Source organism: Fodinibius sp. Rm-B-1B1-1 (assembly GCF_038594945.1).
Classification (GTDB): Bacteria; Bacteroidota; Rhodothermia; order Balneolales; family Balneolaceae; genus Fodinibius; species Fodinibius alkaliphilus.
Genome location: NZ_JBCFYD010000002.1, coordinates 143,110 through 166,171 on the forward strand (window position 1 = coordinate 143,110; position 23,062 = coordinate 166,171).

Genomic DNA, 23,062 nt, shown 5'->3' on the forward strand with positions numbered 1-23,062 from the left:
ATACAGCTTTTTAATCAGTGATAAAGGGTTCTATGATATTCTTGACTTCTGTATATGCTTCTTCGAGATCATCATTAACAACAGAAAAATCGAAGCGATCGGCATATTTCATTTCCATTTCTGCTCGTTTCAGCCGCTGCTGAAGCGATTCATTTGTTTCGCTACCCCGTTTTGAGAGCCTTTCTTTAAGCTCATTCATTGAGGGTGGTTCAATAAAAATGGAAATGGCATCCGAATCATAGAGCCGTTGAACGTTCAGGGCTCCTTTTACTTCAATATCAAGCAGGGGAAAATACCCAGATTCCACCAGTTTATCAACTTCAGATCGGAGGGTGCCGTAGCGATTACCGCTATAATGTTCCCATTCTAAGAACTCTTCATTTTCTACCTTTTGATCAAATTCTTCATCTGATAAAAAGTAGTAGTCTTTACCATTTTGTTCCTTTTTCCGCGGTTTTCGTGTTGTGGCCGAGGTCGAAAATTGGATTTTGGGATAGTCTTCCAACAGCCGTTGGGCAATGGTTGTTTTACCTGCTCCACTGGGGGCTACGATAACAATGACTTTACCGGGTGTTTTTTTATTACTCAACGTTCTGTACCTGTTCCCTTATTTGTTCTAAACTTTCCTTGGCTTTTACGATGTACTGAGATATTTCTGAATCGTTGGCTTTTGAACCAATAGTATTGATTTCGCGATTGATTTCTTGGCTTAAAAAGTTAAGCCGACGACCAACAGAATTGTCGTTGTTAACAGCCTCGCGGAAAAACTTAATATGCGATTGGGTACGCACAATTTCTTCAGTGATATCCATCTTATCTACTAAGACAGCCACTTCCATTTCCAGGCGATCTGGGTCAATCTTATCATTATCAATAAGATCATTTACCCGTGCAATAAGATCTTCTTTAATTTCTTGAGAGCGCCCGTCCACTTTATCCATAACAATATTTAGCATCTCTTCAATATGATCGATGCGTTGATTTAGATCCTCTTCAAGCTGACTACCTTCCTGCATACGCATGGCTTTTAATTCCTCAGCCGCTTCTTTAACAGCCTCCTGCGTGAGTTGCCAGATCTGCTTTTTTGTTTCCGGATCATCTTCTCGAGATTCAAAAATATCATTGAACTCCAGTAACGTCCGCAGCGTGATGGGTTCTTTGATATCGGCTGTTTCTCGCAGATCGTTAAGTAGCTGCTTATATCCAGCAACCAACTTTTTATTAAAGGTAATTTCCGGTTCGCCGGTCTCAGATTTATCCACCCGTACCGACACATTAACTTTTCCACGCTCCACGTGCTGTTGCAGCATTTCCTTAATATCCAATTCCCGATCCTGAATAGACTGTGGAAGTCGCAAAGAAATATCGAGATAGCGACTGTTTACGGATTTAAGTTCTACGGTTACGGAAATACCATTGCCAGAGGCATCACCGCGACCAAAGCCGGTCATGGAAGTGATCATATTCTGTCAATTTAAGTAATGTTCTTATTTCGGGAAAAGGAGAAGATAACAAACTCTGTTGCACGAAAAAATCGTGTTCTGGTCACGAGAAATTTGTTCTGTTAATATATGCAGTCAAAATAAAAGCCATCGAGAGTAACCTGTTTAGGCACTTTCGATGGCTCTAATCAAATGTCTTGATCGTGAATTTTAATTTTTTAACGATTGCATGTCGATCACAAACCGATATTTAACATCCGAATTGACGACACGTTTGTAGGCCTCGTTAATGTTTTGGATATCAATCATTTCAACATCGCAGGTTACATTGTGCTCACCGCAGAAATCCAGCATCTCTTGGGTTTCTTTGATTCCCCCTATAACAGAGCCGGCTACACGTTTTCTGCCACCTATTAATCTACCACCGTGCATCTCTTCAAGTGGCTCAATAGCACCGACTAATACCATGGTAGCATCAACACTAAGTAGCTGAATGTAGGGATCTAAATCGTGCTTTACAGGGATGGTATTTAGTAGAAAGTCAAAAGAGCCTTTGTGCTTAGCCATTTGTTCCTGATCGGTAGAGATGAGGACTTCATCGGCTCCAAGACGTTTGGCATCATCGGCTTTTTCTGGGGATCGAGTGATCATGACCACTTCTGCGCCCAGGGCATCAGCAAACTTTACGCCCATATGACCAAGTCCGCCAAGTCCAATAATACCTACTTTGTCGCCGTCACTAATATCCCAGTGACGAAGCGGAGACCATGTGGTGATACCGGCACAAAGTAAGGGAGCCGCAGCCTTCGTATCAATGTTTTCGGGCACATCCAGCACAAATTCTTTGTCAACTACAATTTGTTCCGAATAGCCACCGAAGGTATGTCCGCCGAGGTGTTCATCGGGACCATTATAGGTCATAACCGCACCCTCTTGGCAAAACTGTTCCAGGTCGTTCTTGCAATGTTTACATTCCTGGCAGGAATCGACCATACAACCCACTCCCACAAGTTGTCCTTCAGAAAAGTCGTCTACATTTGCACCAACTTCCGTAACTCGACCAATAATTTCGTGGCCGGGTACAACGGGATATTGGGAGTTATTCCAATCATTACGAACCTGATGGATATCGCTGTGGCAAACACCACAGTACGTTATTTCAATTTTGATATCGTCATCTTTGATATCACGGCGATTAATATCATGAGGTTCCAGATCTGCTTCGGGATCGTGTGCAGCATAGGCATTAATAGTTGTCATAGATCAATAAATAGGGTATTAATTCTGTTCAGTGAAGGGGGACTAACAAGAGGAAATAGAAATCCATTCAAAAAAAGTTATTGAATCTTATTTACTACCGCTTGAGCCAGTTCTTTGGCTTTGTCCGGCGATGTGCCCTCAGAATAGATTCGAATGATAGGTTCGGTGTTAGATTTTCTAAGATGCACCCAGCCATCTTCAAAGTCGATTTTTACGCCATCGGTAGTATCGGGATTATATTCCTGATACAATGATTTTGCTTTTTCCAGCAAAGCATCGCCATCCACATCAGCTAATTGCATTTTGTCTTTTCGCATATAATAATCTGGCAGCGTGTTGCGGTAATCATCAGAGCTAATATCGCGCTCGGCCAGCAGTTGAAGAACCATGGCCGTCCCAACAAGGGCATCCCGACCGTAATGCAAATCAGGATTGATGACTCCGCCATTGCCTTCACCGCCGATTACAGCATCGACCTGCTGCATTTTTTTAACGACATTTATTTCGCCCACTTTCGATCGATGACACTCCTGCCCATATTTCTTGGCTACATCCTCGGCTACTCGGGAAGAAGATAAGTTCGTAGCACAGGCACCGGCTTTTTTATCCAACAAAAAATCGAAAGTTGCAGCCTGGGTGTATTCTTCTCCAAATAGATTGCCTTTATCGGTTACCAGTGCCAGTCGATCTGCATCGGGATCAGTGACGATGCCAAGGTCGCATCTCTTTTCTTTAACAAGTTCGCAGATATCTTCCAAGTGTTCGGGCAGGGGTTCGGCAACATGAGCAAAAAGTCCGGTTGGCACATCATTAATGGCTTCAATAGTATTAACGCCTAATGCTCTGAGGAGTTTGGGCAGGCTTACTGCGCCGGTTCCATTCACTGGGTCAATAGCTACTGAAAAATCTTTCGAGGCAATGAGATCACGATCGATATAAGGCAGATCCAGTATTTTCTGGATGTGGTAATCGAGCAGTTGATCATCTTCCGTTACTGAACCAATTTCATCAAATTTCTTATAGGAGTACGATTGGTTTTTACTGATCTCGATAACTTCGTTGCCTTGCTGGGCATCCAGAAATTCGCTTTTGCTGTTAAGCAATTTCAGAGCGTTCCACTCCTCGGGGTTATGGCTGGCCGAAATGATAATGGCTCCGTCGGCTTTATGTTTTAACACGCCCATAGCTACGGTGGGAGTTGGAGCTACGCCTGCTTTTACGACATCACATCCTACCGACTGCAGAGTGGCACAGACGATATCTTCACAAATTTGTCCCGTTACACGTGTGTCTCGGCCGACGACAATTTTTCCGCTACCAGACCATTTTCCAAAAGCAGCCGTAAATTGTGTTAGGTTTTCCGGTGTTAGATCAGTACCAAAGATGCCCCGGATGCCCGAGACCGAAATCATTAATGACATAGTTAAAATATTTATGTGTCATGCTAAATTTATTTCAGCATCTAAATGCAAATGCATAGTATAAATCAATAGATCCTGTAACAAGTTCAGGATGACATGGTATGTTAATTCAAAATTGAAATTATTACTGTAAACTATCCACTGCTATTGCCTATCTGGTTTCCACGTTTCTTCGCGGATTCCAGCCTGTTTGTTTTCATATCGTGCAATAACAAAAAGGAAATCAGAGAGACGGTTTAAAAACTTAATGCATTCTTGAGAGATATCGTCAGCTTCAGCACAGGCCACCGCAGCCCGTTCGGCGCGTCGACAAATGGTTCGGGCAGCATGCAGGGTGGCACCAGCTTGTGATCCACCGGGCAGAATAAAGTTTTTTAGCGGGGCAAGATTTTCTTCGAGGTGATCTATGGCATCCTCCAAAAAGGAGACATCTTCAGCAGCAATTCGATCGATGCGCGTTTTCGAAGAGGGGGGCGTTGCTAAATCAGCGCCCAAAATGAAAAGCAGTTCTTGTACCTTGCGGAGGTAATTGGTGCCCGCATCCGACAGATCGTAACTGGCTGCTAACCCCACAAAAGAATTTAGCTCGTCAACCGTACCGTAAGCCTCAATGCGTTCATTAGATTTGGGAACGCGTGTTCCACCAAAAAGCGAGGTTTCTCCTGAATCACCTTTCTTTGTATAAATTTTCATGGCGTGTTAATATAATCAAAATTGGGTGGCTTAAAGTACGGAGTGCACAGCTTTTTTTCAGATTTAATATCTTACTTAATCGCTATTCATTGTCACATATCCATCCCCTAAATATTCCGTTGTAACGCCAGCGTGTTCCAGTTTTTCCAGTGCGACTAAAAAACGATCTGCTTGATCCGATCGGCAAGCCATTTTCATGGTCACGTTTTCTAAATACTCGGCATCAAGTTCTTTGAGGTCAAACTGATTTTTAAGTTGATCAACCTTCTTTTGCTGATTATAGGGATAGGTTATTTGAACGGTTTTTGTTGGAATGATGGTACTGCGATCGGCTTCTTTGAGGCATCGTTCTGCCGATTGCCCGTATGCTTGAATCAAACCCGATGTTCCTAAATTAGTGCCGCCATAATAGCGCACCACAACACATCCGCAATTTACAACTTCGAAGGATTTTAGCTTGTTAAGGATAGGTTGCCCCGCTGTTCCACTCGGTTCGCCATCATCTTGCGAAAATTCCTCTATCTTATTGGGATTGATTCGCCAGGCGTAACAGTGATGAGTTGCATCGGGGTACTTAGATTGAATGTCATTGAGCTTTGCTTCGAAGTTATCCTTTGACAAGGCAGGGAAAAGGTATCCAATAAACTTTGATCCCTTTTCCCGAAAAGACGTTTTTGTTAACTGCTGGACGGTATACAAAAGATATAAATTAGTTAGTCGATATTTGTCCCAAAATAACGACTAACCATCAATAAATCCCAACAGCCAATTTAGAATATTTCTGAATAAGATTTTCAGGAGGAAAGCCTTCTATCATACCTTGCCTTTTTTCGCATTAAAATACATCTTCAACCCTCGGAACGAGAGTCCGTACGTTGGCGTTTTTGCTGCGGATAAACAATAGATTAAAGATTATTAATTACAATGCCATCATTTTTAGAAGCGCTTAAATCTCAGGTCGGACGTAAGATTCTGACAGGAGTAACAGGAGTTGGGTTAATTATTTTCATCATTTTCCACTTGCTGGGGAATCTTACCTTATTTGGAGATGTCTCAGCCTTTAATGAATATACTTATGCCCTCGAAAGTTTAGGGTGGCTGTTATACATCCTGGAGGCGGGTTTGGCGATTGCATTTCTCTTGCATGCCTATGTTGGAATATCCATTTGGTGGAATCGCCGGAAAGCCCGCCCCGATGGCTATGAAAAATACCAAAGTAAGGGTGGTCCAAGCCATCAGACGTGGGCCGCACGATCCATGATATTTACCGGTGTTGTCTTGTTGGTCTTTTTGGTGTTACATATCGACACCTTTAAACTTGGCGCTACCGATATGACTACGTTGCCCAGCGGAGAAGAAGCCCGTGATTTGAAAGATTTGGTTATTGCTACCTTTCAGCAGCCACTGTATGCCTTTGGATATACGGCTGTGATGATCTTGTTGGGCTTTCATCTGGGACATGGATTTTGGAGTGCTTTTACATCGTTGACGATGAAGCATAATCAATATTCGGCACTCATCTATACTGTAGGAATTATTTTTGCTATCCTGATGGCTGTCGGATTCCTGTTTATTCCACTTTATATCTATTTTGGCGGAGGTTGTGAAGCCGCTCTCATTCAGTGCCAATAATCATTTTGTAAATCCACTTTTAGACTTATGAATTTAGACGCAAAAGTTCCCTCAGGACCACTCGAAGAAAAATGGTCCAAGCATTTGAATGATATTAAATTAGTTGCCCCCAATAATAAGCGTAAACACGACGTCATTGTTGTAGGTACCGGTTTGGCCGGAGGATCAGCTGCAGCAAGTTTGGCTGAATTGGGATATAATGTAAAGAGTTTTTGTATTCAGGATTCGGCGCGACGTGCACACAGTATTGCAGCACAGGGTGGAATTAATGCCGCCAAAAACTATCCCAATGACGGAGATACCGTTTGGCGATTGTTTTATGATACGATTAAAGGCGGTGACTACCGGTCGCGTGAATCGAACACCTATCGATTGGCACAAAACTCGAACGAAATAATTGACCAAGCTGTAGCGCAGGGGGTGCCTTTTGCCCGTGAATACGGTGGATTGCTTGCAAATCGATCTTTTGGGGGAGCTCAGGTTTCCCGAACATTTTATGCCCGTGGGCAAACGGGACAGCAGCTGCTCTTAGGAGCTTATCAGGCGATGATGCGTCAAGTCAATGAAGGAAAGATCGAGATGCATACGCGTCACGAAATGCTTGATCTGGTGATTATCGATGGCAAGGCTCGCGGTATTATAACGCGTGATCTGGTCTCCGGAGAAATTCAGCGTTGGATGGCTGATGCGGTTGTACTTGCCAGCGGAGGATATGGAAACGTCTTTTATCTCTCAACCAATGCAAAGAATTCAAACGTTACTGCGGCATGGCGCTGCCACAAGCGAGGAGCGGCGTTTGCTAATCCATGCTACGTACAAATTCATCCAACATGCATCCCGGTTTCTGGGGATTATCAGTCTAAGCTTACGCTGATGAGTGAGAGTCTCCGTAACGATGGACGCGTGTGGGTGCCGAAGGAGAAGGGGGATGATCGCCATCCCAACGACATTCCCGAGGATGAACGGTATTATTATCTTGAAGAAAAATATCCGGCTTTCGGGAACCTTGTGCCGCGTGATGTGGCTTCTCGAAATGCTAAGATCGTTTGTGATGAAGGGATGGGCGTTGGTCCAACTGGACGCGCGGTCTATCTCGATTTCGGTGATGCCATTGAGCGGGAAGGCAAGAAAGCAATTTCCGAGAAGTATGGGAACCTCTTTGAGATGTACGAAAATATTACAGATGATAATCCCTATGAGGAACCGATGCGGATATTTCCCGCGGTGCACTATACGATGGGTGGTCTCTGGGTTGATTATAATTTGCAAAGCAATATTCCGGGACTTTTTGTAGCCGGGGAAGCGAACTTCTCTGATCACGGTGCAAATCGTCTTGGCGCCAGTGCGCTAATGCAGGGACTCTCTGACGGATACTTCATTATCCCGTACACTGTGGGTAATTATATCGCTGATGCGGATCTTGGAGAGGTAACTAAAGATCACAATGCATTTGATGATGCAGCACAAAATGCTCAGGATCAAATTGATAAGCTTTTTGCTGTTGATGGCGATAAGAGTGTAGTCGAATTCCACCGAGAGCTCGGACAAATTATGTGGGATAAAGTGGGTATTTCCCGTAGTGAAGAAGGGCTTAAAGAAGCTATTGAACAGATTCGCGAATTGCGTGAAGAATTTTGGAATAATGTGCGTGTTCCGGGCGAATCCTCCAACTATAACAAGTATCTGGAATTTGCCGGACGTGTTGCAGATTTCCTTGAGCTCGGAGAGCTAATGGCGAAAGATGCCCTGGATCGTGATGAATCATGCGGCTGTCACTTGCGCGAAGAGCATCAATCCGAAGAGGGTGAAGCACTGCGTAATGATGAAGAATATTCTTATGTAGCGGCTTGGGAGTTCGAAAATGTAAATGGTGAGCTGAATGAAACCCTGCACAAGGAAGATCTCGAATTTGAATTTGTAGAACTGAAGCAACGCAGTTATAAATAATAGAACGTTGATAAAGCTGATTTTGCAGATTTACACTGAAACTATTCGGTGGTAATCCGCTTTACCCGTGTCATCGGCGTTCCATTTTAATAGAAGATAAAAGAATTATGTCTGATACATTTACCGTACACCTTAAAATATGGCGACAAGCAGGACCAGATCAGCCGGGAAAACTGGTTGACTATACCCTGGATAAAGTCAACGAGCATATGTCATTTCTGGAAATGCTCGACGTGCTTAATGAAGAAATCGTCGCAGAAGGGAAGGAAGAACCTATTGAATTTGATTATGACTGTCGTGAAGGAATTTGCGGTTCTTGTAACCTGATGATTAACGGTCAGGCGCATGGTCCTAAAGCGATGACCTGCTCTTGTCAGCTGCATATGCGTAATTTTAGCGACGGTGATACCATTGTTATTGAACCGTTTCGTGCTAAGGCATTTCCGGTGATTAAAGATCTCGTTGTCGATCGGTCTGCTTTTGACCGCATCGTGGAAGCTGGTGGTTACGTTTCTGTCAAAACGGGGTCGGCACCAGATGCCAATTCTATTCCCATTGATAAGGAAGTGGCTGATACAGCTTTTGATTATGCTACTTGTATTGGATGTGGAGCTTGTGTAGCCGCCTGTCCAAACTCTTCAGCTTCGCTGTTTACGGGTGCTAAGCTGGCACACTTGAATCGATTGCCACAGGGTGAGCCGGAACGCAAGAAACGTACTGTCGCAATGGTCAAACAGATGGAAGAAGAAGGCTTTGGAGATTGCTCAAACTTTGCAGAGTGTGAGGCTGTTTGTCCTAAGGGAATTTCCATCTCTGCTATTGCAGAAATGCGTCGCAATTATATGAAAGCCGCACTGGCGGGTACTGAAGCATAATTACACAGTACTATACAAAATATTTTGGGTGCAGGTCGAATGATCTATGATCTGCCCCTTTTTTTATTTAGAAAACCTTAGCGAACTTTTCTCTTATTTTATCGTTGCAAAGATTGCCAATGCTTCCCTCGTGAGTATGTTCAATATTACGATCGGGCTGAAAATGCCCTTCTGCAATAGATTTAGCAACCTGTTGATACGCTTCGCGGAAGGGGACTCCTTCGAGCACTTTTTTGTTGACCTCTTCGACGCTGTAAATGTATTGATATCGCTCGTCTTCAATGGCTTTTTCATTTACTTCAATATGCTGGAGCATAAATTCGCTGATGCTCAAGCATGATTTTAGCGTCTGCACCGCAGGAAATAGCTTTTCTTTAAGTAATTGATAATCTCGGTGGTAGCCGCTCGGTAGGTTGTTGGTGATGAGCGTCAGTTCGTTGGGCAGGTTTTGAATGCTGTTACATTTAGCGCGGACGAGCTCAAAGACATCTGGATTTTTTTTATGTGGCATAATGCTTGAACCGGTCGTAAGTTCATCGGGAAAAGAGATAAATCCGAAATTTTGGCTCATATATTGGCAAATATCCATTGCCATTTTGGAAAGCGTGCCGCCGACGGCGCTGAGGCCGAAACTTGCCATTTTTTCAAGATGCCCGCGGCTCATTTGTGCAGCAACGGAATTATATTTCAGTGTACTGAATCCCAATAATTTAGTGGTCTTTTCTCGATTTAAGGGCAAAGAGCTTCCGTAACCGGCGGCTGATCCCAACGGATTTTGGTCGGCAATTTCGTAAGCTGAGTTCAGCATGTACAGATCATCGATGAGCGATTCGGCGTAGCTCCCAAACCACAATCCAAACGATGAGGGCATGGCCACCTGCATGTGTGTATAACCGGGAATGACCACCTCTTTGTGTTCTTCGCTGAGTTCAATCAGTCTATTAAAAAGTACTTTTATTAGCTTTTTTATTTCCTCGATTTGCTCTTTGACGTACAAGTGCAGGCATACGAGCACTTGGTCATTGCGCGACCGCCCGGCATGAATTTTCTTGCCGGTATCACCAAGCGCCTGGGTGAGCTCATATTCAATTTTGGAGTGCACGTCCTCAAACTGTTCCTCAATGGTAAAGGTATTATCTTCTATCTGATCTAACAGTCGATTCAACTCGTGCTCTATCTTTTTCCATTCTTGGTCGGTTAGTAATGCCACATCGTTGAGCATTTGTGCATGTGCTTTGGATGCCCGCAAGTCATATTCGGCAATTTCGAGATCCAGAATACGATCATTCCCTATCGTAAACTGATCGATTATTTCGCTTGTCGATTGTTGTCCTTTATCCCAAAGTTTCATGGTTTAACTTGTAGTATATAGTTAGAGAAGATTGTGTCATCCTGAACTTATCTCAGGATCTATTTTTAAAGTATTTTATTTAATAGTCTGATATATATTTCAATTCCTTCTTCAATTTCATCCAGTTGGATAAATTCATCTGCCGTATGTGAGCGTGCCGATTTACCAGGACCAATTTTTAGCGAAGGTACTGATAAAAACGCCTGATCGGAGAGCGTTGGTGATCCGTACTGTTCCAATCCCATACTTTGCCCTGCCTTTATAATCGGGTGATCCAATGGCATGAATGAGGGATTCAGTCGGATGGATCTTGGGTGAATGACAGAGTCTATATTTCTTTCGACAATGTTCAAGATTTCCTTATTCGAATAGGCATCAGTGCTTCGGATATCCACCGTAAAATCGCAGGTGTCAGGCACTACATTGTGTTGGCTGCCAGCGTGGACTTCCGTCACCGTCATCTTTACTGGTCCCAATGTCTCTGACTCTTCAGCGAATTCATAATTTTTAAACCATTCGATATCTGACAAGGCCTTGTAAATAGCATTTTCTCCTTCGTCGCGTGCGGCATGCCCGCTTTTGCCTTTGGCCGTACATTCAAGCACCATCAATCCCTTTTCGGCAACAGCCATTCGCATTTGTGTTGGTTCTCCTACAATAGCGCAATCGATTGGAGGTAGCATATCGAGGATTGAAACAATACCGTTGTCACCCGATATTTCCTCTTCGGCAGATGCGGCAAAGACAAGATTATAACTCAGGTTTTTCTTTGGGTAAAAGTGAATAAAAGCAGAAATAAGCGAAATTAACGGTCCCCCCGCATCATTCGCCCCCAGTCCAAAAAGTTTTCCATCTTCAACAACTGGCGTAAATGGATCTTTGGTATAGCCCGAATTGGGCTTTACAGTATCATGATGTGAATTGAGTAAAATAGTGGACTTATCCTCATCAAAATACTTATTGGTTGCCCACAGGTTATTTTTGTAGCCTTTTGTCGGAATCCCCTGATCTTCAAAGAACTGCTGTAGAATTTCTGCTGTGGTATCCTCTTCTGTTGAAAAGGAAGGCGTAGTAATAAGCTTTTTTAAAAGTTCGGTACTATTTTCAACAAGTTGGTTTTGATTCATAACGAGAGTTCGGTTCCAGTGTTGTTTAGTAGATTTTCAGCGTGTTTGATATGTACTTGTTGTACATCCTGCTTCAGTGCTTCAAATGCGGTATCCAGCTTGGGAATCATGCCTTCATGGATGACACCTTCACTTTTTAAATCGAGATAGTTTTGCTTTTTAAGCTGTGGAATCCACGAATCGGGATCTTTTATATTTTTAAGTACTCCTTGTTCTTCGAAGCAATAGATTAACGAAACGTTGTAGTGTTTGGTCAGAGCAATCGACAGTGTTGAAGCAATGGTATCCGCGTTGGTATTGAGCAATTGACCCTGGGTGTCGTGAGTGATAGCTGGGAAAACAGGCACGATTTGCTCATCCAGCAAGCGTCTGATAAAATAATTATTGATGGATTTCGCCTCGATATCACCGACAAATCCGTAATTAATTTCGGTGCCGGTTCGCTTTTTGGCAGGAATAATATTGAGATCCGCGCCTGAAAGTCCCAATGCATTACACGAACGGCCCTGCAGCTTGGCCACAATATTTTTGTTGATTAGTCCGGCATAAACCATCACCGCAACATCGAGGGCCGGCTTATCGGTTATGCGCCGTCCGTTGTTCATCTGGATGGGGATGTCCAATTTTTTACACAGGTCGGACGCGGAACTTCCCCCCCCATGCACCAGGATTTTGGGTTCGTCCAGTTGGACAAAATTGGCAAGAAAATTCTCCAGTTTTTTCTCATCATTGGCGATATTTCCGCCAATTTTGATGACGTGAAGCGTGTTCATTATAAATCCTCCAAAATGTTTTTAAGCACAGCCTGTGCTGCGTATTCTCTGTTTTTTGCCTGCTTGTAGACCAGTGATTGGTCAATGACTTGATCGGTTGCCACTACATTCCTCCGGATAGGCAGACAGTGCATAAATTTTCCATTATTTGTGAGATTCATTTTTTCGGAAGTGATGGTCCAGTTCTTTTCGATTTGGGGTGTTTGTCCATAATTTGAATAACTCGACCAGTTTTTGGCGTAAATGAAATCGGCATCTTTAAAGGCTTCTTTTTGGTTATGAGTGATCGGAACTCCACCCGTAAACTGATCGCTGAGCTCATATCCTTTGGGATGCGTTAGCTTAATTTTGGCATCGGTTTGCACAATCCATTCGAGAAACGAGTTTGCGACTGCTTGTGGCAACTTTTTGGGATGCGGCGCCCAGCTCAATACCACTTTTGGTTTTTGGATTCCCGATTCGGCAATGGTAGCCAGATCCGTCAGCGATTGTAGCGGATGCAGCGTTGCCGATTCCAGGCTGATTACCGGGACCGAAGAGTATTCCAAAAACTTGTTCAGCACTTTTTCTTCATAATCTTCTTTTTGGTTTTGCAGATTGGCAAACGTTCGTACGCCCATCACATCGCAATAACTACTGATAACTTGTACCGCATCTTTGATATGTTCCTGGGTTGATCCGTCCATGATTGTGCCGTCCTCAAACTCGATGTTCCAGGCGTCCGCGTTGATGTTCATCACGGTTACATCCATTCCGATATTTTGTGCTGCTTTTTGGGTACTCATCCGCGTGCGCAGGCTGGGATTGAAAAAGATGAGAGCCAGCGATTTGTGTTTTCCAACTTTTGACTCCACACCATTGTTCTTTATTGAAGGAACTTGCTGCACGAGTTTATTGGGATTTTTGACGTCGGTTATTGAGGTAAAATTGTTCATTGTTACTGGTTTAAAACGTTTTTTATAGCATTCATGAATTGATCGATTTCTTGGTTGTGGATTCCCAACGGTGGGAGGAGCCGTAAGACATTAGGATTCGAAGAAACACCAGTAATAACTTGTTCTTGGTTGATGAGTTGCTGGCGTATTTCTTTGATTTCGAACGGAAATTCTATACCGATCATGAGTCCGCGTCCTCGTACTTCCTTAACTTCCGGCAGTTTTGATAAGTCATTTATTAATTTCGCTCCGATTGTTGCAGCATTACAGATCATCTGCTCGTTTTCGAGTACTTCAAGTACCGCTATTGATGCGGCACAAGCCAAATGATTTCCTCCAAACGTTGAGCCGAGTCTGCCGTGTTTGGCCTTAAAATCTGGACTCAATATCGTGCCGGCGACGGGGAATCCGTTGCCCATGCCTTTTGCCACAGTAATAATATCGGGTTCGATGCCGGCATGCTGATGGGCAAAGAACTTGCCTGTGCGACCAAATCCCGATTGAATTTCGTCGCAAATCAGAACCACGTTGTGCTTGTTACAGAGCTGGCGAACTTGCTTTAAAAAAGAATCTTCAAACAGGCGAATACCGCCGATGCCCTGTATTGGTTCCAGCACAACAGCGCAGACATCCCCGCCGTTGATTTCAGATTGCAGTTTTTCAAAGTTGTTCATCTTCAGGAAAATTACTTCACCGCCTTCGTTAATCGGAGCAGTATATTCTTCTTTGTCCGTTACGCTTAAAGCGGTCGTAGTGCGTCCATGAAAGGCTTTTTTGAAGGATACGACTTTCGATTTCCCGGTATGGAAGGAGGCCATTTTAAGGGCATTTTCCACAGATTCGGCTCCCGAATTGCAGAGGAAAAGCTGGTAGTCATCATATCCTGAAAGTTTGCCAAGTTTCTTTGCTAACTTTTTTTGCAAGGGATTTTGAACTGAATTCGAATAAAATCCGAGACCGTTCAGCTGCTTAGTAATTTTGTTTACGAAATGCGAATGCGAATGGCCAATCGAGATTACTGCGTGTCCGCCGTAGAAATCGAGATATTTTTCCCCATCATTGCAGAATACATAATTGCCCTGCGCTTTTACGGGTTCAAGATTTAAAAGGGGATATACGTCGAAAATTTCCATGTTAGAAGTGCGTAGCTTTGAGTTGAAGTGCAGTTTTTTCGTCGAGTTTAAACATCAGATTCATATTTTGCAGTGCCTGCCCCGATGCCCCTTTAAGCAGGTTATCGATGATGCAGGTGACCAACAGTTTGCCATTTTCTTTCTGAAGATGGAGTAGGCATTTATTAGTGTTTACCACTTGTTTCAGGTGGAGCGGTTCTTCACTGAGATGAACAAACGGTGCATCCGCGTAGAATTCTTCGTACAACGATTGTGCTTGCTCCAGTGACAGGTCGCTTTCGGTGTATGCGGATATAAAAATGCCCCGGGAAAAATTACCTCGGACAGGCACAAAATTAAGTTCCGAATTGTAATCCGGGAAAAGCTGTGTCAAACTCTGTGTTACTTCGCCCACATGTTGGTGATCAAGTGCTTTGTAAATCGATACGTTATTATCGCGCCAGCTAAAATGAGTGGTGTCTCGCAATGAACTTCCCGCGCCCGTTGATCCGGTTATACCATGAATGTGGATCCCATTTTCCAAGGCGGATATGTGTGCCGCCGGCAGCAGCGCCAGTTGGATGGCAGTCGCAAAACAGCCGGGATTGGCTATATTATCAGCATCTGAAATTGCTGATTTTTGAAGTTCGGGAAGTCCATAAATGAATTTACGATTTCCAAACGAATTGTTGTCAGCGAGCCTGAAATCCCGACTCAAATCGATGATTTTAGTGCCTGGGGATACGGTGAAATCCTGCAGAATTTTTGTAGAATTTCCATGTCCCGTACAGAGAAAAAGCACATCAACATTAGGATTTATCTCTGAGCTAAATTCGAGATTTGTATCTCCCAGGAGATCTTGGTGAACCGACGTAACCGGCTTACCGGCGCGGCTCGTACTGAATACAAAATCAATTTTTGTTTTGGGATGGACGAGCAGCAGGCGAATGAGTTCGCCGGCGGTGTAACCCGATCCACCTACAATTCCTACGTTAATCATAACTGTTTACCGATTGGTGGATATTTATTTGATTGGACAATATTTTGGCAAAACCTTTGACGTCCTGACCGCTCCAGGCTTTGTTCATTTCGCCATAGTCGCCAAATTTGGCGTTCATTAAATCGTTGGGTGAAGAAACACCTTCGATTTCAAAGCGATAGGGGTGAAGCTGCAATTTAACTTTACCGGTTACATTCGACTGGGTATCAGATAGAAAACCTTCTATATTTCGCATCACCGGATCCAGATACTGTCCCTCGTGCAACATCATGCCATACCAATCAGCAAGCTGATCTTTCCAATGAATTTGCCATTTGGTGAGCACGTGTTTTTCAAGATGCTTGTGGGCGTTTATCAGAATCATGGGAGCGGCGGCTTCAAATCCTACGCGACCTTTAATACCAATAATGGTATCACCGACGTGAATATCACGTCCGATTGCATATTTTGATGCCAGTTCATCTACTGTTTGAATGAGTTCGACAGGAGTAAGTGTTTGGTCATTCAGCCCAACCGGTTCGCCTTGTTCAAACTTAACTTCTATAGATTGTGGTTTCTTTTTTTCGAGCTGACTTGGCCATGCTTCGTCGGGCAATGGTTGGTCGGAAGTTAGTGTTTCGGCTCCGCCTACACTCGTGCCCCATAGCCCTTTGTTGATCGAATATTTGGATTCCGCCCAGTCGAAGTCGAATCCATTTTGTTGTAAAAAATCCACTTCTTCTTGTCGCGATAGTTGCTGATCACGAATGGGAGTAATAATCTCCATGTTGGGAGCTATGACGTTGAACACCAAGTCGAATCGCACTTGATCGTTACCAGCACCCGTGCTGCCGTGTGCGATGGCATCGGTGCCAATTTCTTGGGCGTATTTGGCGATGGCTACCGCTTGGAAAACACGTTCAGAACTCACTGAAAGGGGATAAGTGTCGTTTTTCAGTACGTTCCCGAAGATCAGATATTTAATCACTTTCCAGTAAAATTCTTCGGTTTGATCGAGTGTTTGGTGGGAGTCGGCCCCCAGGTTATATGCATGTGTTTTAGTTTGCGATAATTCTTCATCCGAAAATCCACCCGTATTAACAAGAACTGTATGAATTTTCCCATCATAAGTTTGCTTGAGATAAGGCACACAGTATGAGGTATCGAGTCCTCCGCTGAATGCCAGTACAATTTTTTTCTTTGAGCTCATTGGAGATTACTTTTTAAAATTGAAAATTGATTTCGTTTTGCGTTTGATATTGATTTTATGCAGGCGTACAAAGCGCTTGAACTGTTCCCAGCGCTTGGCCTTTTGTTCAGACTCACTCTGGTTTTTAGGTTTATTTTTCTCTTTTTGGGGATCGTATAGCATGCCGGTGCACAAGCAATCTTTACGATCTTCACTGGTCAAAATATCGTAGTTAGGACAACTCTGGCAGCCTTGCCAAAATTCTTCGTCTTGGGTCAGCTCAGAGAAAGTGACTGGACGATACCCCATATCGGAATTGATTTTCATTACGGCCATACTGGTGGTTATACCGAATATCTTGGCATTGGGGTATTTTTCGCGAGATAATTGGAAAATGCGTTCCTTGATTTTTCTGCCGAGCCCGAGTTTGCGGTAGTGCGGATGCACAATGAGTCCCGAATTGGCGATATATTTGTTGTGATCCCAATTTTCGATGTAGCAAAAGCCGGCCAGCTGATTATTTTGTTCATCAACAGCAATAACCGCTTTTCCTTCATTTATTTTATCTTGGATATATTCGGGAGCACGTTTTGCAATGCCTGTACCGCGTTTTTTTGCGGCTTCTTCCATGAGGTCACAAATTGTTTCTGCAAAAGAAAGATGCTCTGTGTTGGCTACGGTGATTGTAATATTCATCGTACGGCGATGGTTGAAATCTATCAGCGATAAAGTTATCCGCTGGGTGAAAATATTTGGTGATAAAAGTGATAGGGTCGTTCGGAGTGATACTAAATGGTGTACCCTCCGATAGGAAGGTTGTTGTTAAGCCCGAAAGGGCCGTCGCCGTACAGAAATCCGGAACATAGATGGGCCTGCAACAGATGGACTGTCGCTAAAAAGTACGATATTTGTTCCGTTTAATTTCATTGCCCATTAAACTATGGTCTTTAGAGAAAAAAACAAATAGATATTGTTTCTGTTATAATTTCTGCATTTTATAGGTGCGATTCGGGAATTTATTTATGTCGCTAAATCCTTATATAACATTGAATAATGAGATTAATGTTAGCCATAACCGGATGGTTTAGGTAGGTATATGTCCCAGGTAAAATTGTGAGCAAAAAATTACTATAATGGGGATTTATTGTTCTATAATGTGCGAATGCGAAAGATTGGCAATATTTAGCAATTAAAGTTTATGAATAATAATCTTTTTGAAAAGGCACAGGAATCCCTAAAAAAACATTGGGGCTTTCCATCCTTTCGGCCGGGCCAAGATAAAGTGATTCAATCGGTATTGGATGGAAAAAATACGATGGTGCTTTTTCCTACGGGCGGGGGAAAATCATTGTGTTACCAAGTGCCGGCTACGGTGCTGGATGGAGTGACGATTGTTATTTCTCCGCTGGTAGCCTTGATGCAGGATCAGGTAGAGCAGCTTAATAGCCGTGGTATTTCTGCTACGTTTGTGAACAGTACAATTTCGTCGTGGGAAATTGAACAGCGGTTTGCCAATGCCCGTAATGGGATGTATGATTTGCTCTATTGTTCTCCTGAACGATTGAAAACACCACTTTGGGAAGCAGAGATGCCGAAGCTGGATATCGATGTTATTGCTATTGATGAGGCACACTGTATCTCGGAATGGGGGCACGATTTCCGGCCGAGCTATCGTGAAATCCGTCCGGCGTTAGAAGATATTGCCGATGACGTTACATGGGTTGCCCTGACGGCCACAGCTACTCCGGAAGTTCGGGATGATATTCAAAAGAATTTGGAGTTAGAAGATCCGGTTATAGTTTCAAAAGGATTTGAACGGCCAAATTTAAAGTGGTGGGTTATTGCAACCGAAAAGAAGGAGAAAAAGCTACTGCAAGCAGTGCAAAGGGCGGCTCCCAAAGGATCGGGATTGATTTATGGGGGGACGCGACGGAACTGTGAGGCATTATCCCAAAAGATAGAACAGAAGCTGGGTGTGCAAACGAAGGCTTATCATGCGGGAGTTGATTCTGCCCAGCGACAACAAATTCAGCAGGAATGGATTGAGGGTACGATTCCATTGGTGGTAGCTACGAATGCGTTTGGTATGGGTATCGATAAAGCAGACTGTCGGTATGTGATTCATTACGAGATGCCATATTCGTTGGAATCATATTACCAAGAGGCCGGACGTGCCGGGCGGGATGGGGAAGAGAGTTTTCCTATGCTTCTGTTTAAACCTGCCGATGCGATTATTGCAAAAAAACGAATAAAGGATTCGTATCCCGGTAAAGATCAGCTGCAAAAAGTGTATGATGCATTGTGCGATCACTTAAATTTAGCGGTTGGGTCGGAGATGGAAGAACGTCAAGAGGTGTCGGTACAGGCGCTTGAAAAACGGTCGGGATTGGACAAACGGAAAGTCCGCACAGCTCTTGATGTGCTCAATCAATTAGAGATTGTGGAGGTTGTTGAGCATATCAGTCCACAAGTGGGGGTACATTTTATTGCTAACCAGGATTATGTTCACGATCAAATTAATACGTTAGAGAACCAACAAAAGGCGGAGTTTTTGGACGTTCTATTTCGTCAATTTGGTGGAGAAGCATTTGGAAAAATGAAATACCTGGAGTTCGATTACATCAAGCGGAAGTTAGGAATGTCACCAAATGCTGTAAAAAAAGGGATGCAAGTACTGCAGGACCGAGATCATATTTTAAAGTATGAATTGATTGGAGAATTGCCCTTGATAATATTAAATGCGGAGCGTCAATCTACGTTGACACTAAGTACCGAGGAGTTGGAAAAGCATCGCGATAATCTACTCAAGAAGTTAGATTATATGACAGGATACATAGAAACTGATGGATGCCGGGAAAAGTATATCCGCCATTATTTTGGGGAAGAAGATGTTCAGGCTTGTGGGCATTGCGATAATTGTTTGAAGGATGAGAGATTACAGGGGGCTATTGAGGAAGAAGAAATTTTGACGTTGAAAAGGCTTTTAGCTGATAATCCTTTGTCGTTTCAAGAAATAATTAGTCAGTTAGGTTGGACAAAGGAACGTACTAAACACGTGATAAGCTATTTAGAGAGAGAAAAAATATTGGTAAATAAGGGGGAGAAATATTCCTGGAAGAAATAGTTTATCCCGGAATTGAATCCTGTTGGGTGGTATCGGCAACCTGATCCATTTTTAGTTGTTCAATTGCTGCATCAATGCGTTGAAGTTGTTGTTCGGGAAACTGCTCGTAATAGCGATGGCTGCGAACAAAAGTGGAGTCAGTGGTTTGATATTTCTGAAATACTTCTTGGGTAAGTGAGTCGACCAGAAGGCTGTCCAGGGAATTTGTTTCTCCGTAAGAACGTACCAGTTGGAGTTCAATCATTAAATCAATATAGGTATCCTCTTCCAATAAAGATTTTGGTTTCGGAGGATGATCACTTGAACAGCTAACCGACAAGAACATCCCCAAAAAAATAAGAGGAAGCAGCCATTTCATGAGTCGTCTGGTGATTTAGGGTTCAGGGGACGCATGGTAATATCATTGATCAGGAAGTTATCTGGAGTTTCCAGCACATTAACTAATACCTGGGCGACTTCATCGGGCTGCATCATATTGGAGTGAGTATCAATATCTTTATCCCCAAAAAAGCTGGTTGCAATAGAGCCGGGGTAAAAACAGGTTACCTTTATGCCATCGTATCGGACTTCCTTGAAGAGGGCTTCACTAAATCCACGGACTCCAAACTTGGATGCATTATAGCCCGTCATTTTAGGATTGCCAATTTTTCCGGCGATCGACGCGATATTAATAATATGACAGGTAGCGTCTTTAGCCTTCATTAAAGGGACAAATTGACGCGTCATATAAAAAGTGCCGGATAAGTTGGTCTGTACCATTGCTTCCCACTCATCCAAGGGTAGTTCATCGACATCAGCAAAACGTCCCAGTCCGGCGTTGTTAATAAGAATATCGGGAGCAGTCGAATTATCAAAAGTCTCAGAAACCCATTTTTCGATGGCATCGTGGTCGGTAATATCCATTGTAATAGGAATAAATTGATCGCCCAGCTCTTGTTGCACGCGTTGTAATTTATCGGTGCTTCGTGCCAGTCCATACACCGTAGCTCCATTATTTATCAAAGCTTCACTGAAAGCGATACCGATGCCACTGCTGGCTCCCGTAACAATGGCTGTTTTGGAATGTATATCCATAAATTTAAGTCACTCAATTAATTAGAATGTACCTGCTAAAGCAAATCTATAACTGGTTTCATTCCGACTTCGACTCGTTTTTTATTTCTTCTGTATAATTGTTTAATCGATCCTGTATTAAGGCGTTGACCATATCCAGTGCTACCTTGTTTTCGCCGCCGTGTGGGATGATAATATCGGCGTATCTTTTGGTAGGTTCCACAAATTCAAGGTGCATAGGTCGCACGTGTTTTTGGTATTGGGAGAGTACGTGCTCAAGTTCGCGGTCACGTTCTACAATATCGCGTTGAATGCGACGCAAAAGACGGATATCATCATCAGTATCCACATATAGTTTGATGTCCATCAATTCGCGCAGCTCTTTTTCGGTAAAAATGAGAATCCCGTCAACCAGTATAATCTTTTTTGGTTCTGCTAAGCGGGTTTCCTCTTTGCGGATATGCTTGCTGAAATCGTAAATGGGGATCTCAACCTGATACCCTTCTTTGAGAGCTTCAATGTGTCGGATCATCAATTCGGTTTCGAGCGAAGAGGGATGGTCAAAATTTTGCTTATTTCGCTCTTCGAACGACAAATGTTTCAAGTCGCGGTAATATGAATCGTGCTGAATCAGCAAGATGTCATTTTCCCCAATGGCATTAACAATGTGTTCAACAACTGTTGTTTTTCCTGAACCGCTGCCTCCTGCAACACCTATGATAAGAGGTTTCAATATGGATATGATTTAATATTATTAATTTCCGTTTGATTCTTTATAATTCCTGATAGCCCTGAAAATTGCTGAGGCTATATACGATTGCCCCCGATCAGAGGTAAGGTATCGTGCTTCGCTTGGGTTGCTGATAAAGCCTGTTTCAACGAGCACAGCCGGCATCGAAGCATGATAAAGTACGACAAAGCGTCCTTGTTTAACGCCACGAGAATGGCGTTGGGCTCGCTCATCAAATTGGTATTCCATCATTCCGGCAATTTGCTCACTGGCTGTAATATAGCTGCTGTTGGCCAGTTCATATACCAGTAATTCTTCCTGGCTAAGCTCGCGCTGTTCAATATCGTTGTTAGCGCGCACTACTTTATTTTCTCGTTTCATAACTTCCAGGGCTGACTCACTGCGTTCCAGTCCCAAAAAGTAGAGTTCGGTGCCATTGGGTTGACGAGTAGTATGTGAGTTACAGTGAATGGAGATAAAAAGATCCCCTTCGGCATCATTGGCAATACTGCCGCGTTCTTCAAGCTCAATAAACTCATCAGAGTCGCGGGTATACACGACTTCAACCTCTGGCATATATTCATTGATATAACCACCTACTTTCTTGGCAATTTCGAGCACGATATTTTTCTCCTGAACATTTCGATATCCAATAGAGCCGGGATCATGACCGCCATGACCCGCATCAATAACGACCACATCAAACTTCATTTTATCTCTTGTTTGATTGTAGTCGCTGTTTTCGGAGGGGGTATTCCCATTTCCTTCCAATAAATTTTGTTCAGTGATCGTAAAGCTCGACCATATAATGGGTTCAGTATCTTTGGTTAAATATTCGAGTTCTGATTTCTCTGTTTCAGTGAGTCCCAGAAGTAAATCATTACTGTTACCATCATGATAGGCTTTCCCGTCATAGAATTTTCCTTCGGTAATATAGATGTCAACGCCGATACCTGCGGGAATATCGTAGAAACTAATTTCATCAAAAGCGGAAGAAATGTTAGGTAGGTTGATATCTGCTGTATCAATATTTTCTTGATACAGCGTCAATTGTATTAGATCTGGATCAGGTTGATAAACCTGGAACGAATCTACTGCCTGGGCTAAATGAAATCGTATAACTTGTCCTTTGCCGTCGCTACGTTCTGCAGTCGTTAATTTTTGTAGCGTATTCTCTTGGGCCTGGAGAGAAAAGGGGAGGGAGAAAGTTAGAAAAAGAACTGTGACCAATAGTGCCCGAAAGAATCTATAGTTGGCAGTTTTATGCGCGTATTTCAGAATGGGATTGATCACCTTACAATGCATTGGGATAGTGAAGAATATTTTGATCGAAATTAATTAATATTTAGTCAAGAATAAAAAGAGATTATCCTATGAATAGCAGTGGTTAACGGATGAGTATTAATTTGTATTTCATCA

At 43.2% G+C, this 23,062-nt stretch carries 22 protein-coding genes; 4 read left to right on the top strand and 18 right to left on the bottom strand.

Annotated elements, in window-relative coordinates:
- Window positions 1-10: 10 nt before the first annotated feature.
- From gmk to AAFH98_RS08005, 6 genes are all read right to left on the bottom strand, one after another.
- A complete protein-coding gene (gene gmk / locus AAFH98_RS07980; protein ID WP_342522173.1) occupies window positions 11-589 on the bottom strand; it encodes a guanylate kinase in 579 nt (192 codons plus the stop codon).
- Window positions 582-1,463, bottom strand: coding sequence for a YicC/YloC family endoribonuclease (locus AAFH98_RS07985; protein WP_342522174.1), 882 nt, complete (start codon window positions 1,461-1,463; stop codon window positions 582-584). Before AAFH98_RS07985 ends, gmk begins: the two co-directional genes overlap by 8 nt.
- Window positions 1,464-1,652: 189 nt before the next feature.
- Window positions 1,653-2,702: an NAD(P)-dependent alcohol dehydrogenase gene (locus AAFH98_RS07990; RefSeq protein ID WP_342522175.1), complete on the bottom strand. Its 1,050-nt coding sequence runs from the start codon at window positions 2,700-2,702 to the stop codon at window positions 1,653-1,655.
- Between the two features lie 77 nt (window positions 2,703-2,779).
- Window positions 2,780-4,123 carry a phosphoglucosamine mutase gene (gene glmM, locus AAFH98_RS07995; protein WP_342522176.1) on the bottom strand — a complete coding sequence of 448 codons (1,344 nt, stop codon included), beginning with the start codon at window positions 4,121-4,123 and terminating at the stop codon, window positions 2,780-2,782.
- A 144-nt stretch (window positions 4,124-4,267) separates the two neighbouring features.
- On the bottom strand, window positions 4,268-4,816 hold the full coding sequence (locus tag AAFH98_RS08000) for a cob(I)yrinic acid a,c-diamide adenosyltransferase (RefSeq protein WP_342522177.1): 549 nt from the start codon (window positions 4,814-4,816) through the stop codon (window positions 4,268-4,270).
- Between the two features lie 75 nt (window positions 4,817-4,891).
- Window positions 4,892-5,515, bottom strand: a complete 624-nt coding sequence (locus tag AAFH98_RS08005) for an IMPACT family protein (RefSeq protein ID WP_342522178.1) — start codon at window positions 5,513-5,515, stop codon at window positions 4,892-4,894.
- A 225-nt stretch (window positions 5,516-5,740) separates the two neighbouring features.
- Here AAFH98_RS08005 and AAFH98_RS08010 point away from each other — a divergent pair, with 225 nt between their 5' ends.
- From AAFH98_RS08010 to AAFH98_RS08020, 3 genes are all read left to right on the top strand, one after another.
- A complete protein-coding gene (locus tag AAFH98_RS08010) occupies window positions 5,741-6,448 on the top strand; it encodes a succinate dehydrogenase cytochrome b subunit (RefSeq protein WP_342522179.1) in 708 nt (235 codons plus the stop codon).
- A 27-nt stretch (window positions 6,449-6,475) separates the two neighbouring features.
- Window positions 6,476-8,395 (top strand): fumarate reductase/succinate dehydrogenase flavoprotein subunit, encoded by a 1,920-nt coding sequence (locus AAFH98_RS08015; RefSeq protein WP_342522180.1) that lies wholly within the window; start codon window positions 6,476-6,478, stop codon window positions 8,393-8,395.
- A gap of 107 nt (window positions 8,396-8,502) precedes the next feature.
- A complete protein-coding gene (locus AAFH98_RS08020) occupies window positions 8,503-9,270 on the top strand; it encodes a succinate dehydrogenase/fumarate reductase iron-sulfur subunit (RefSeq protein WP_342522181.1) in 768 nt (255 codons plus the stop codon).
- A 67-nt stretch (window positions 9,271-9,337) separates the two neighbouring features.
- Here AAFH98_RS08020 and argH read toward each other — a convergent pair whose 3' ends face one another.
- The 8 genes from argH to AAFH98_RS08060 form a co-directional block, all read right to left on the bottom strand.
- Window positions 9,338-10,621, bottom strand: coding sequence for an argininosuccinate lyase (argH, locus tag AAFH98_RS08025; RefSeq protein ID WP_342522182.1), 1,284 nt, complete (start codon window positions 10,619-10,621; stop codon window positions 9,338-9,340).
- Between the two features lie 65 nt (window positions 10,622-10,686).
- Window positions 10,687-11,748 carry a M20 family metallo-hydrolase gene (locus tag AAFH98_RS08030; protein WP_342522183.1) on the bottom strand — a complete coding sequence of 354 codons (1,062 nt, stop codon included), beginning with the start codon at window positions 11,746-11,748 and terminating at the stop codon, window positions 10,687-10,689.
- Entirely contained in the window at window positions 11,745-12,521 is a 777-nt protein-coding gene (argB, locus tag AAFH98_RS08035) for an acetylglutamate kinase (protein WP_342522184.1), read from the bottom strand. The genes AAFH98_RS08030 and argB overlap by 4 nt, the downstream gene beginning before the upstream one ends.
- Window positions 12,521-13,456: an N-acetylornithine carbamoyltransferase gene (locus AAFH98_RS08040; protein ID WP_342522185.1), complete on the bottom strand. Its 936-nt coding sequence runs from the start codon at window positions 13,454-13,456 to the stop codon at window positions 12,521-12,523. The genes argB and AAFH98_RS08040 overlap by 1 nt, the downstream gene beginning before the upstream one ends.
- Before the next feature lie 2 nt (window positions 13,457-13,458).
- Window positions 13,459-14,589, bottom strand: a complete 1,131-nt coding sequence (locus AAFH98_RS08045) for an aspartate aminotransferase family protein (protein WP_342522186.1) — start codon at window positions 14,587-14,589, stop codon at window positions 13,459-13,461.
- A gap of 1 nt (window position 14,590) precedes the next feature.
- A complete protein-coding gene (gene argC, locus AAFH98_RS08050) occupies window positions 14,591-15,568 on the bottom strand; it encodes an N-acetyl-gamma-glutamyl-phosphate reductase (RefSeq protein WP_342522187.1) in 978 nt (325 codons plus the stop codon).
- Window positions 15,561-16,757 (bottom strand): argininosuccinate synthase, encoded by a 1,197-nt coding sequence (argG, locus tag AAFH98_RS08055; protein ID WP_342522188.1) that lies wholly within the window; start codon window positions 16,755-16,757, stop codon window positions 15,561-15,563. Before argG ends, argC begins: the two co-directional genes overlap by 8 nt.
- A gap of 6 nt (window positions 16,758-16,763) precedes the next feature.
- Complete coding sequence (locus AAFH98_RS08060) at window positions 16,764-17,432, bottom strand: GNAT family N-acetyltransferase (RefSeq protein ID WP_342522189.1); 669 nt, start codon at window positions 17,430-17,432, stop codon at window positions 16,764-16,766.
- Between the two features lie 502 nt (window positions 17,433-17,934).
- On the opposite strand from AAFH98_RS08060, the gene AAFH98_RS08065 reads away from it, so the two are divergent.
- Window positions 17,935-19,860 carry a RecQ family ATP-dependent DNA helicase gene (locus tag AAFH98_RS08065; RefSeq protein ID WP_342522190.1) on the top strand — a complete coding sequence of 642 codons (1,926 nt, stop codon included), beginning with the start codon at window positions 17,935-17,937 and terminating at the stop codon, window positions 19,858-19,860.
- A gap of 1 nt (window position 19,861) precedes the next feature.
- Here AAFH98_RS08065 and AAFH98_RS08070 read toward each other — a convergent pair whose 3' ends face one another.
- From AAFH98_RS08070 to AAFH98_RS08085, 4 genes are read right to left on the bottom strand one after another with little or no spacing between them, the layout of a single operon-like run.
- Complete coding sequence (locus AAFH98_RS08070) at window positions 19,862-20,218, bottom strand: DUF4296 domain-containing protein (RefSeq protein ID WP_342522191.1); 357 nt, start codon at window positions 20,216-20,218, stop codon at window positions 19,862-19,864.
- Entirely contained in the window at window positions 20,215-20,934 is a 720-nt protein-coding gene (locus tag AAFH98_RS08075) for an SDR family oxidoreductase (protein ID WP_342522192.1), read from the bottom strand. The genes AAFH98_RS08070 and AAFH98_RS08075 overlap by 4 nt, the downstream gene beginning before the upstream one ends.
- A gap of 58 nt (window positions 20,935-20,992) precedes the next feature.
- The gene (gene udk / locus AAFH98_RS08080) at window positions 20,993-21,655 is read right to left on the bottom strand and encodes a uridine kinase (RefSeq protein WP_407935501.1); all 663 of its coding nucleotides are present in this window, start codon (window positions 21,653-21,655) and stop codon (window positions 20,993-20,995) included.
- Window positions 21,656-21,667: 12 nt separating this feature from the next.
- Entirely contained in the window at window positions 21,668-22,948 is a 1,281-nt protein-coding gene (locus tag AAFH98_RS08085) for an N-acetylmuramoyl-L-alanine amidase family protein (protein WP_342522194.1), read from the bottom strand.
- Window positions 22,949-23,062: the final 114 nt, after the last annotated feature.